We start from the raw sequence: 11,987 nt of genomic DNA, 5'->3' as shown, positions 1-11,987 counted from the left end.
ATGGTCTCGGCGGCATTCAACCCGGTGCAAAAAATACCTTGGGAAAATGCAACATTTTGAGGGATAGGCGCGTCTAATATTTTTGTATGCGTCTGTCGAAAAGGGGGAATGCCGTCGACAACAGATTTTTTTTCATTAAGCAGCTAAAAATGCTCAAATTGTCCATTGTTGAATGCTTCTATAGTTGTGTCACACCATAATTACTTACTATTTTAGAGGTGAAGGATGAAGTTAAGGTTTGTTTCTACATTCATACTACTACTGCTTATGGCCATTATGCTGCCAGCCTTGGCGTCTGCCGCTCCTCAAGGTTCCGCTGACGGAATACCTTTGTTTTTTAACGGAAAACAATTAAAGCCGGAAGTCGAACCCCGTATCATCAAGGATGTGGCGATGGTTCCCGTGCGGATTATTGCTGAAGAGATGGGTTCCAAGGTAGAGTGGGATCAAGCCGCTCAAAAGGTAACGATCACCAAAAATTCGACCAACATACAGATGGTGATAGGCCAGCCCACGGCAACCGTGAACGGAACGAGCAAAACGTTGGCCGCCCCACCCCTGCTGATCGCCGGCAACACTTTGCTGCCCGTGCGCTTTGTCGCCGAAAATATGGGCATCGAAGTGGACTGGCACGAAGTGCAGCGGGCGGTGTATTTGAAAGAAAAAGCAGCGGCTGCACCGCAGCCAGCCCCCGGCTCAGGTTCAGGAGCTTTGCCAACTCCAGCGGGAGCGGGTGTACAGCCGCCGGACAAGCCTTCCACTGACAGTCCCGTCGCGGACGGCAATGGAAAACCTTTGCCCGTAATTAAAACGATTGATATGAATGCTTCCCAATTGTTAATTAAAGCTGATTCGGGAGAATTGAAACCTAAAGTGTTTACGATGACCGGTCCTCACCGGATCGTCATCGACATTCCCAATGTCGTGTTAGACCCGTCACTGTACAAAGATGCGGCGACCAAAAGCGGCGACACGGTATCCAATAATGTCTATGTCGGTCATGTGCGCTACTCGCTGTTTAATATCAATCCACACACGGTGCGCATTGTGCTCGACATGAAAGAGTCTGCAGAGCTCACCTGGGAATCAGGTTGGAACACCTCTGCTCTAGCTGGCGTATTTAAGAAGGGTGCTAAGCATAAGGTTGTGATTGATCCGGGGCATGGAGCCCACGATCCCGGCGCGAAATCGGTCACAGGTCACACGGAAAAGCAATTCAATCTGGCTATGGGGCTAAAAGTGTTTAACCTGCTTTCACAGGAGGCGCAAATCCAACCTCTATTGACCAGGAGCGACGACACGTTTGTCACGCTGGATGACCGTGTGAAGTTTGCTAATGACCATAATGCGAGTCTGTTCGTCTCCATTCACGGGAATAGTTATCGTTCCACATCGACAGGCACGGAAACGTACTACTACAAATATGACAGCGCGGCGTTTGCTAAAGTGATGCATAAGCACATGGCGGCAGTCACAGGCTTGCCGGACCGTGGCGTTCGACAGCAGCCTTTCCGGGTAGTGAAAGTGACTAACATGCCGGCCGTACTGCTGGAGGTGGGGTATTTGTCCAATTGGCGCGACGCTTCGTTGATGTATGACGAATCATTCCAAAACAAGGTGGCGGCTGCGATCGTAGCCGGAATCAAAGAGCAGCTTAACATTCAGTAAGGTAGAAAAAGGTGGTGGATTCGATGCAAAAAAATACGGTTCGCGCTATATTGATCACTGGAGTAATCGCAGCATTGGCATTGTCCGGTTGTGGTCAAAAGCCGACAAGCAGCGGAACGGTGTCTCAAGGCTCCGAACCTCCGGTTAACAACAGCCAGACGACTCCGCCTCCACAGGAGAAGGCTCCAACGTCTAACGAGAACGAACCAATCCAGAGCAAAATCAAAGCGTACTACGGCGATGAACAGGCTTCTCAGCTGGTGGAGAAAGAGGTCACCATCAACTTCAAGGAAGAAAAAGACAAGTATACTGCTGCACTATGGACCTTGAAAAAGGCTCCAGCCAACAGTGGGCTGGTTCCATTGGCCGACTCCCTGGGCTTTAAATCCGCAGCGCTGAAGGACAAAAAGCTGACGTTGGACATTACCGTGTCCGGCGAAGGCCGTCTTGGAGCTGCGGGTGAGGCCATGCTGTTGGAGGCTATCCAAAAAACGCTGTTTCAGTTCTCGGAGGTCGAGCAAATCGACATCCTGGTGGACGGTAAACCCGCAGATTCGCTGATGGGGCATATGGATTTGCCTCATCCCATGAACCGGCCGAGCTAATACTCGCAATACCGTCTGCTGAACGCACAAATAATTAACACAGTGAACCATTAAAATCGCATCTTTAGCCCACATTTACGTGGGTTAGGCCCTTCCGCTTGAGTTGCGGGAGGGCCTATTTTGCATGGCATTCACCTGCCATCGCTTCGCGCGTGAGTGTCTAAGAGCGCTTGTGTGCCGGGAGCTCAGCGATACATCAGACGGTTTTTCTTGCACGCGGACGGCGTTTGTGTTTCTTGGCTGCACGGTGGCCTATTGGAGCAGAGGCAGACCCAGATAAGATGGAGCTCATCGCCGTGAACAGCAGCGGCTGCAGCTGCTTAATCACACGTTTCATCTCCGGGGAGCTCAGCGCTTTAACAATGGCATCCACACCTCCGAGACGATCGATGAGCTGCTGCAGCTGTGCTTGCTCACCGAGAGGCTCGTTGTTTGCCGAGGGAGCGGCCGGAATGGCCTGCTCGGCGGGATGTGCACCACTATAGGGCTGTGCACCATTATCGGACTGTGCACCACTGTAGGGCCGTGCACCACTATACGGCTGTGCACCACTATAGGACGCGGGATGTCTCCAGAAGCCGCCCTCCATATCATAACCCTTCACGCGTTCACTTCCTTTCCATGCATCTTATTGTTGACCGGCACCACATGCAAGGGCTTTCGTGCTCGTTCCACCAGATCGGGCGGATGGGACGCAAATGGCGAGGTGTGGCAGGATATCCACTCTCACTGTGGGACGAGTGCGTATGCAAACAGCCGCATCGCTGCGTAACATAAATGAATGAGAAGAAGGGGGAATAGGCATGTTGGGTTATGCGGCTTTAGGGGATTCGATCACGTACGGTCTCAACGCGAGTGCGGCTGACAGAGCGTATCATTCCCGTGTGGTGTCGATGCTGGCTGCTAAAGGCGTCAAAGCGAAACGGACCGTACTGGCCCGGCCGGGCTGGACGAGCGCTGATCTAGCGGAAGCATTAAGCGTGGATCCCGGTCGTCTGCGAGCCGCCAGCACCGTTTCCGTGTGGATAGGCGGCGTAGATTTGATCCATGCCGGGGTGGATGCATTGCAAGGAGTGGGAATCTCAGTAGAAGCGCGCATGCACCAGTACAGTAGACGACTCGCAGCCATACTGCAAATGATACGTACGATCGGGTCATTTGACGTTATTTGCTGCACACAGTATAATCCTTATCCCAATAGTCCGCTGGCAGTTCAAGGCGTGAGCATGTTGAATCAAGAAATCCAAAAGCAGGCTGAACGAGTTGGCTGCCGCATTGCTCCTGTTGATCAATGGTTTGCCGGTCAAGAGGCACGCCTGATCGATGGCTATCGGAGCGGGACGGTCGAGGAGGTTTACCGTGGCATTACTGCGGTACATCCAAATGAGAAAGGGCACGCTGTTATCGCAGCGGGTTTATTTCCGCTCGTATACGCAGGTATGGTCAGACTACAGTAGCGTGGTCTAACGAGGAAAAGGAAAAACGCTTTAAGATGGGTATCAATATGCACCCAGCTAAAGCGTTTTTCTTATGTGGATCGCACAGTGGATCGATCAATACATCAACTCATATCAATTCCGCCGTTAACCGGAATATAAGCGCCGGTTACATATGTATTCCAGTCAGCGACCAAGCTTAGTACCGCGCCCGCAATGTCGTCAGGCTGCGCCAAACGCTGCAAAGGTGTTAAACCTCTGAGAGTTTCATGCACTTGAGCAGGCTGATCTTTCGTTGCATCTGTGAGCACCAATCCCGGTGCAATCACATTGGTTGTGATATTGTGTGGACCCAGCTCTTGCGCTAAATATTTCGCAAATGCCACGACCGCTGCTTTTGCGGTACCATGGGCTATGAATCCGTGCGACGGTGTGCGCGACAACGAACTGGAAATCAATACGATTTTTCCGCCGCCCTGCTGTATCATGTGAGGGACGACTGCTTGACAAACATGGAAAGCCGAGCCCATCTCGTTACTGAGCTTATAGGAGAACTCATCCCACTTCATCTCGGTGAACGGTTTGTAAGCAAACTCTATATTCGCGTTGTTGATAAGGATATCCACTTTGCCGAATTCGCTGACTGTCTGCTCGACCAAACGCTGCACATCTTCTGGGTTTCTTACGTCAGCTTGTACAATCTTGCCCTTTCGTCCGATAGATTGGACCTCGGCGAGCACGTGCTGAGCATCCTTTTCCGAGCTGAAGTAGTTGATCACCACATCGGCACCCGCCTTGGCGAGCATAATCGCGGTTGCCGCGCCGATCCCTCTGCTGCCGCCCGTTACGATGGCGACCTTGTCATGCAATGGCTGCATAGCTGTAACCTCCCTCGTTTTTGAGTCAGTATAAACATACTACATTTTCGGGTTTTTCCAAAGCTCAGACACTGAAAAAATGTGCCCACAAAGCATTGGATTCGCACTCAACGCCCGCAAAAATACATCACACCAACGCACAGGCGCGCAGCGCATGCAGGCTTGGGCGCACATGTCAACCACCGCGTGAATGCATCACACTAATGTAACGGAGTGCAGAACAATGAAGGCTGGGACTTACAGACGAACTCCTTAATCCTATTAGCCAGGCTCGTTCTCCCTCCGTTGCTTCTCTTTCCAAAACAGTACAGTGAGCATACGCTCAATCCAATCCTTGTCCTGTTCGGTCAGCTCAATGCCGTCGAACATCAATTCATTTTCCCGCAAAAAACGGCGGAGATTCACACGTGGCCTCTCTTTGGATAGGTTGTCGTCATGCTCTGAGCCTGTTCTCGCCAAATAGCCGGCGATGCTCATGAGCTCCGCGTAAGGTGTATTCAATCCCTCGGACAGCTTCATTAACACATCTGGTGAAGGAACTCCCCGGTTGCCATTTTCCAATTGGGAAATATACGCCGCGGAAACACCAGAACGATCCGCTAATTCGCGAATGGTAAAGCCTTTTAATTTGCGCATGTCGCGCAGCTGTTCATAAAAGTTCATCAGGGCACCTGCAATTTTTTCAAAAGTAAACAAAGGTTAACATAAAAATAATAACAGTAAATATCTGTAATTTCAACGTTCGCGGTAACGAATACAAAAGTAAACAAAAGTAGTTGCATATGTAAAACCAAATGGTATAATGGAAATAACCGGAAAAGAGAGGGAGGAACTTCTAGCAAATGAAAATCAGAACGAAGTCGAACGCCTTTGTCAAAGCCAGAATCGTCAAGGGCATGTCGCAGCGCGAGTTGGCCAAGCAGTCAGGACTAAGCCCGTCCTACATCAGTTTGCTGGAACGCTCCGTTAAAACGGTGGGGCCGGCAACCGCTAAGAAACTTAGCGAGCTGCTCGATCAGCCTTTAGAGGCGATATTCATGATTGAGTGACTGCGGCGACGCAACCCGAGCACCGTGTAGTGGCGCCGGGGGCGTCCGCTCGGGGAGACAAGCGTCCGCTAGAAGGCGACCAACTTTGTTTTTTCCGCATGCCTTGGCCTTTTTTATTCGCAGATCGCCGTGTTTATGCACCGGCTTCGTCAGCTTTGCTTGATTCCCGACCGCCGAGTCATTTTTGCAGTCACGGATTACGCCCACACTAACACTGCCAATGGTCTCTGTTCCACACGGGCAAGGATATGTTCGGCAAACGCGCCGGATCAGAGCTGCTGTCCGTAAGCAGGATCACCAGTTGGTCACCGCCATAACGGCAACAGATTCCTGTTCCCCGCTTCTTCCTGCATTGTGAGTGCCGCGATGATTTAACACTTCATCCCCCATTTGATGACCCTTCGCGTCGTTCAATTGCTTGCGTGTCGTTCAATTGCTTGAACATTATCGATATCGATGTACAGCACGGCCACGGGCACTCGTGCGCCAATATGCTGTCTTATCCGTTCATTCAGGTTTTGCGGGTCGCAGATGTGTCAGCTCATTATGAGCGGAGGACGGAGGAGTGATCACGCCTCAGCATCAAGTTATCTCAAACCTACAGCCATTATACCAAACATACATTCATTTTAGGAAAAAGTTGTCGTACGCGTGCGTTTACTGTTACGATGTAATTGTTCAATTATAATCCATTATTCTACAGTACATCGCCAATGTTTGGCATTATTGCATTTGATCACGGAGGGGTATCATGCACATACTGCAAGCCTTGTTTTTTCCGCCGGAGCAGCCTGGCGGAGTATCCTCAATGATTCCCTTTATGCAGGAGCGGTTCAATAAACGCGGTTGGGAAATGGAGTTATTCTCACTGCCGAAGCGGGTGCGCGGCAAAGGGACCGAGCCGGTGTCCTTCACCACCTTCGACTGGCACGTGTATGAGGGGAATCCCATTGTGGATAAATACATTCAAACCTACAGGGATTATATATGGTGGACAAAGCTCCGCATCACAAAAACATATGATCTAATTCACGCGCACCATCCCATCGCGGCGCTGGTTATGAAGCAGCTGTTTCCTGACACGCCCGTGCTGATGACCGTTCATTCAAGCTATGAAAGAGAACTTATACTGAATGGTAAAATTAAGGAAAACGGACCGGAAGAGGCATTTCTCACCGCGCTGTACCGGGAACTGGAAGAACGCGCAGACCAACTGATCACCGTGTCGAATTCATTTAAACAGTATTTGGCGGATTATGTGCAGGAGCCTGACCGCATCGGCGTGATTCCGAACGGCTTCGATGAGAGAAGATTTCGTCCCGTGCCGCATGAGAATAAAATCCCGCAATTGATAACCGTGTGCAGGCTCGTGCCGGCCAAGGGACTAGACACGCTGCTTCTTGCTTGCGCGGAGCTCAAAAAGCGCGGTCAGCCCTTCGTGCTTCATCTCATTGGGGATGGCCCGATCCGGCCGCAGCTGGAACAAATGGCAGTTGAGCTGAATATCTACGAGGAGATCATTTTTTACGGGTACATGCTGCATCCGGAAGACTTCATGCCGTTCTTTGACGTGTTCGTGCTGCCCTCCCGTGCAGAGTCATTCGGCTCCGTGTTTGCAGAGGCGGCATTGTGCGGTTTGGCCCTCGTTGGCACCAATGTAGGAGGTATTCCGGAACAGATCGTGCACGGGCACAACGGGCTGCTCGTACCTGTGGATGATGTGCCGGCACTGGCTGCGGCGCTGGAAAAGGTGGCGGGCGATCCCATCTTCCGCTACAATCTTGGCCGTGTGGCATGGGACAAAGCGCAGAGCGCTTATTCCATGGCGCGGATCGTACAGCAGTTAAAGAGCGTGTACCGCATTTATCGCAAAGATGACAAGGTGTAAAACGGCGTGCGCAGTCTCAAGATAATGTTAGAGTAGTGCCCGCGAGACGAGTACAAATGCCGGGTCCGTCCCTCTGTCACCGGCGCTGACTGGGTGCACAGGCAGTGAGTGGGGGCGAGGGTGCTAGCCCATGGTGCGGAGTGCGCAGTGCGGAGGCCGAGGCCGAGGCAGCAGTGCTCACCTATGCGAGGTATAAGTGCAAAACCAGAGTTCGGCTGTCTGCGCTGCGACAGACCCGAGCGGCGGCATTCCCGCCAGGTCGGACCTGTAGAATGCGCCGAATGGAAGTTGGGACGGGGGCTGGGAGGGGGCGCCTCCTCCCGTATTGCTAACGGCGCCGATCGGACTTTTCTCCATTAGTTGGCGTGGTACCTGCATTGCTGCGCTTGCTGCCTAGGGACCGCACGCCGTAGGCTGGGCTATGCCGCCAACGACGGGCTAGAGCCCTCGTTCGGCTCCGCGAAATTCCGCAACGCCTGATTACATCTCCACGCCTGCAGCGTCACCGGCTGGAGTGTAACAACTATACTCTTCCGCGGAATCATGCTGCCAAGCGGAGGATGATTACCCCAATGAACGCGGCCGTGAGACCGCAAACCTCTAATTGAGTAAATCGTTCTTTTAGCACAAAACGGGCATACAACAGCACAAGCGCGACATTCATCGCCACAACGACAGACACTAGTCCGGTCACACCTAAGCGGAATGCAGGCATGATCAGCATCATTCCCGAAATATTCGTCAAACCGACAATCATGCCCCATTGCAGCGTTTTCGTCACACCCCAGACTGCAGGAACCGGTGCCGAAGTGATGGCTGCGGCCGCGCTCGGTGCATCCTCCAGCTCTGTGGCAGCAGCAACTTCACGCCGACTTACAGCCATTCGTCCCCGGCCCATGGCCCAAGTCAATCCAAACAGCATAGTGCCTGTGAAATACATCACCGCTAACGTCGGCAGTGTCTGCGCGCCCAGCATGGTAGCCAGCTTGGAGGACAGATCCGTGATGCCGAAGCCGAACATTGCGATGATCCCCCATTGGGCACCTTTCATGTTGCTCCAAGAAATATCATTGGAATAACGAATCAGCAGCAGGCCCACAATGATAATGACGAACGAAAGCGCTTGCCACAGATTGAGCTTCTCTCCCCATAAGATATAAGCCATAATGACCACTACTACCGGCGGGAGACCGGTAAACATGGCGATAACCGCCGCTTTACCGACGGCGAAGCCACGGTACATCGAAGCGTTCGCGACGTACGAGAACAGCCCCATCAATGCCCCGATCCACGCACCGCTCGACCAGTGCTGCCCTGCAAACAGGTTAACTGATAGAGCGATCACCGTCCCTGACAAGAACACGCCAAAGAGCAGAAGATTCCGGTCAATCGGCCGTTGCGAGGTCCATTGATACAATATGCCCCTCAGCCCAAAACAGACGGCTGAGGCGGCTGCGAAAACAAACCACATGACAACAGACTCCTCACTGATTAGTTACTCATATATCATCTTGACGGTCATTCCGCCATCGATAACCAGGTTTTGCCCGGTGATGAACCCGGCCTCGTCCCCGCACAGATAAAGACACGCGGCCGCTGCATCTTCAGGCGTGCCCACCCGTCCTATCGGATGCTGAAGCTTGTCCCGGTCGCTGTGCACAGGTGTTTGGCGTTGCGACGACTTCTGCCAGTCGGCCGTCTCGATCCAGCCGGGGCTAATGGCATTGACTCGGATGCCGTACGGGCCGAGGCTGACGGCCATCGCGTGGGTGAGTGCGAGCAATCCCCCTTTGGATGCGGAATAGGCCTCGGTATCCGCTTCGGACATCAGGGCGCGGGTAGAAGACATGTTCACGATGGCACCGCTTCCTTGGCGCTTCATGACAGCAGCGGCCTGCTGTGCGCAGACAAACGCGCCGCGCAGGTTCACCCCGATCACTTCATCGAATTGGGCCAAAGGCAGCTCGAGCATGGACCCGTTTCGGCTGATGCCGGCGTTGTTCACCAAGACATCTACGCGTTTCCATTCATTCGCGATTCCCACTATCCAATTATGTACTTGCTCTTCTTTGCTTACATCAACACGCTGGAACGCGGCTGCACCGCCGGCCCTGACAATGCCGTCAACCGCTTCCAATCCTGCTTCACTATCGGTATCTGCTATCGCCACTGCATAGCCCCGCCGTGCAAAACCAAGAGCCACAGCTTTACCGATGCCCTGGGCGCCTCCCGTGACCGCGGCTACTTTTTGCATAACCTGTTTCCTCCTGTTCACAAATGAATTGCTTTTTTCAGAGCATATAAATAATATAGTATATAGTATAAAGAACGGAGGTGCAATGATGAAACCTGAGCCACAGCCGCAGCGTGAACTTACATACCGAGTAGGTTGGAAACGAGGGAAAATCATACAACACACTGACCGTTCTCCACACGACGAGAACGCGCAAAGCAACGGACAGCCCGAGCCGGACGACGAGCGGGCGCACGCGGCCGACAGGCTGAGCCGCATTTGGCTGCCCGCACCTATGCTGCCCGAGAGTTACCTGCGCAAAGCAGTGTGGGCATTGCCGCTGCTGACGTTTGCCATATCGTTGTGGCTGGTCTATGCGTTGATGATGCAGCCCTTGCCGTAAGACCAGGCGTGCCGCAGAATATCTTACTGTACATATTCAATCATAATCAAGGGAATTAGAATTTTTTGGCTAGGTGGGTGAATGAGATGAAACTTACATTGGCGATAGTGGGTGGAGGACTCGGTTTGATTGTAACCGCCGCCGCGGTGTTCATGGTGTGGCTGCTGCTGCAGCACAGGCAAAACCGGGAGCCATCACCGGGAGGCCTGCTGGAGGGAGCGCAGGCGGCTGACTCGGCACCATACGGACTGCTGCTCCGTTGGACCTATTTCGATTATGCACTCATCGGTGTGTTCGGCATCGGAAGTTTGTTCTTGTTTACTGACGTTGTTGCCGTGATTCGGGACGCGGACAGCTATCCGTTGTATCATTACGGGTATCTTCTGTGCGGGTTTGTGTTCACTTTTTTGGGGATGCTGTTTATGGTGCTTCGCTTCGCATTCCTCCTGTCCATAGTACGTTCCCATGGTGCGCTATCACATACCGACGGCACGGTGACGGTGCCAAATCATCATGACGAACCAAGCCATGCTAATGAGACCAAATAGCGGATACAGGGTGGATAGCAGCACCTTGAACCCAATCTGACTCACCAGATAGCTGGCAAACAAAATCAAAAGCAATATAGTTTTGCTTGAGAGACGGGTGCGCTGCTGCAGCTGTGTGGCAAGACCATACACATCGCCGATGTAGGTGGTGAAGATTTCACCATAAATAACCCAAACAAACAAGATCTGCAGCAGCCATCCCATCCTATGTATCAAGTGTCCCATGGGGATCTCGAATCGAGCCACCCCGGGCATTTGGGCCGATAGTGCAAAATGGCCGGCAAGCAGCATCAAGCCTATGACAACTCCACCCACAACTCCGCCCCATAACAAGACGGAACGGTCTTTGATCTGTGAGCCCAGCGGAACGAGAACTGCCTGCGCCATCGAAAGGTTAAACGCAGCATACAGAAACGGCGCGATCCAACCTCTTGCCATCGAGTCAACCTGCGTAAGGTTCAACCAGTTCCCCGCACCAGGCAGGTCGGACGAAAACCATACCAATATACAGCTGAACGTGAGCATTAGCGGGACAACAAACGAATTAACCGCGATGATAGCCATCATCCCCCGTGTTAGCACAAGGTAAGCCAGCAGCAGAGTCATAATGAGCCCCAGCTGATAAGGCAGATGGAACTGTTCCACAAAAAGCGAGCCGGCGCCGGCCAGCATCACGGTGGTCACCCCAAACAAAACCACGAGCGTGAATAGACTCACCCATTCGCCGAACCTGGCCCCGAACAGCAGTTTATTCAAATCTTCGTAGGACCGGGCTTGCAGCGTATTCGCCAGCAGCATCAATTTGACGCCAAGCCACATAAACAGCACGCTGGCTATCCCGATCGTTACAGTCGCAACCCAGCCGTACCGGGTGAAAAATTGCAATATTTCCTGGCCCGTCGCAAACCCGGCACCCACCACAGTTCCTACATAGGTAAAGCTCACTTGCAGAATGCTGCCGAGCTTTTTCATATATGTCAACCACCTCTCATACGGCTTGCATGACCGGGAACTGGTCCTGGCCGGCCGGTACAATACACCGGGAACACGGGCAAGGACGAGTCGGCATAATACACTGGAATGGGGTAAGGATGAACCGGCATAGTGCACCGGAATGGGTAAGGATGAACCGCATAGTGCACCGGAATGGGGTAAGGATGAACCGGTATAGTACAAGGTATGAAACAGTGGACAAACACATGACTTTAACTTGGGTAATTGGCAGGTTTCTGCTAAAATAGACCAATATACTATCTTTTTAAGTAGATTTATATCTTAA

The 11,987-nt window shown here is 52.4% G+C and carries 13 protein-coding genes; 7 read left to right on the top strand and 6 right to left on the bottom strand.

Annotation, left to right across the window (positions count from 1 at the left end):
- Window positions 1-225 precede the first annotated feature (225 nt).
- Together CBW46_RS09615 and CBW46_RS09610 are read left to right on the top strand one after the other, a co-directional pair.
- The gene (locus tag CBW46_RS09615; RefSeq protein WP_089199797.1) at window positions 226-1,668 is read left to right on the top strand and encodes an N-acetylmuramoyl-L-alanine amidase family protein; all 1,443 of its coding nucleotides are present in this window, start codon (window positions 226-228) and stop codon (window positions 1,666-1,668) included.
- Between the two features lie 23 nt (window positions 1,669-1,691).
- A complete protein-coding gene (locus tag CBW46_RS09610; protein ID WP_089199796.1) occupies window positions 1,692-2,273 on the top strand; it encodes a GerMN domain-containing protein in 582 nt (193 codons plus the stop codon).
- Between the two features lie 196 nt (window positions 2,274-2,469).
- On the opposite strand, the gene CBW46_RS09605 is transcribed toward CBW46_RS09610, so the two are convergent.
- Entirely contained in the window at window positions 2,470-2,877 is a 408-nt protein-coding gene (locus tag CBW46_RS09605; RefSeq protein WP_089199795.1) for a hypothetical protein, read from the bottom strand.
- A 199-nt stretch (window positions 2,878-3,076) separates the two neighbouring features.
- On the opposite strand from CBW46_RS09605, the gene CBW46_RS09600 reads away from it, so the two are divergent.
- Entirely contained in the window at window positions 3,077-3,730 is a 654-nt protein-coding gene (locus CBW46_RS09600; protein ID WP_089199794.1) for an SGNH/GDSL hydrolase family protein, read from the top strand.
- 104 nt (window positions 3,731-3,834) lie between these two features.
- Here the strand turns inward: CBW46_RS09600 and CBW46_RS09595 are convergent, their stop codons facing one another.
- Window positions 3,835-4,587, bottom strand: a complete 753-nt coding sequence (locus tag CBW46_RS09595; protein ID WP_089199793.1) for an SDR family NAD(P)-dependent oxidoreductase — start codon at window positions 4,585-4,587, stop codon at window positions 3,835-3,837.
- Between the two features lie 261 nt (window positions 4,588-4,848).
- The gene (locus tag CBW46_RS09590) at window positions 4,849-5,250 is read right to left on the bottom strand and encodes a helix-turn-helix domain-containing protein (protein WP_089199792.1); all 402 of its coding nucleotides are present in this window, start codon (window positions 5,248-5,250) and stop codon (window positions 4,849-4,851) included.
- Between the two features lie 179 nt (window positions 5,251-5,429).
- Between CBW46_RS09590 and CBW46_RS09585 the strand changes: the two genes are divergently transcribed.
- Together CBW46_RS09585 and CBW46_RS09580 are read left to right on the top strand one after the other, a co-directional pair.
- Window positions 5,430-5,636: a helix-turn-helix domain-containing protein gene (locus CBW46_RS09585; RefSeq protein ID WP_089199791.1), complete on the top strand. Its 207-nt coding sequence runs from the start codon at window positions 5,430-5,432 to the stop codon at window positions 5,634-5,636.
- Between the two features lie 751 nt (window positions 5,637-6,387).
- Window positions 6,388-7,524, top strand: coding sequence for a glycosyltransferase family 4 protein (locus CBW46_RS09580; protein WP_089199790.1), 1,137 nt, complete (start codon window positions 6,388-6,390; stop codon window positions 7,522-7,524).
- 541 nt (window positions 7,525-8,065) lie between these two features.
- Here the strand turns inward: CBW46_RS09580 and CBW46_RS09575 are convergent.
- Together CBW46_RS09575 and CBW46_RS09570 are read right to left on the bottom strand one after the other, a co-directional pair.
- Window positions 8,066-8,995 carry an EamA family transporter gene (locus CBW46_RS09575; protein ID WP_089199789.1) on the bottom strand — a complete coding sequence of 310 codons (930 nt, stop codon included), beginning with the start codon at window positions 8,993-8,995 and terminating at the stop codon, window positions 8,066-8,068.
- A 24-nt stretch (window positions 8,996-9,019) separates the two neighbouring features.
- The gene (locus CBW46_RS09570) at window positions 9,020-9,778 is read right to left on the bottom strand and encodes an SDR family NAD(P)-dependent oxidoreductase (protein WP_089199788.1); all 759 of its coding nucleotides are present in this window, start codon (window positions 9,776-9,778) and stop codon (window positions 9,020-9,022) included.
- Between the two features lie 85 nt (window positions 9,779-9,863).
- Here CBW46_RS09570 and CBW46_RS09565 point away from each other — a divergent pair, with 85 nt between their 5' ends.
- Window positions 9,864-10,160 carry a hypothetical protein gene (locus CBW46_RS09565; protein WP_133253956.1) on the top strand — a complete coding sequence of 99 codons (297 nt, stop codon included), beginning with the start codon at window positions 9,864-9,866 and terminating at the stop codon, window positions 10,158-10,160.
- 86 nt (window positions 10,161-10,246) lie between these two features.
- Window positions 10,247-10,708 (top strand): hypothetical protein, encoded by a 462-nt coding sequence (locus CBW46_RS09560; protein WP_089199786.1) that lies wholly within the window; start codon window positions 10,247-10,249, stop codon window positions 10,706-10,708.
- Here the strand turns inward: CBW46_RS09560 and CBW46_RS09555 are convergent.
- Window positions 10,637-11,680, bottom strand: coding sequence for a YkvI family membrane protein (locus CBW46_RS09555; protein WP_089199785.1), 1,044 nt, complete (start codon window positions 11,678-11,680; stop codon window positions 10,637-10,639). The genes CBW46_RS09560 and CBW46_RS09555 overlap by 72 nt on opposite strands.
- Window positions 11,681-11,987 lie beyond the last annotated feature (307 nt).

It is taken from the genome of Paenibacillus xerothermodurans, from assembly GCF_002220865.2.
GTDB classification, from domain to species: domain Bacteria; phylum Bacillota; class Bacilli; order Paenibacillales; family NBRC-103111; genus Paenibacillus_S; species Paenibacillus_S xerothermodurans.
Note: the sequence above shows the minus strand (reverse complement) of the source record. Positions and strands in the feature narration are given on the sequence as shown.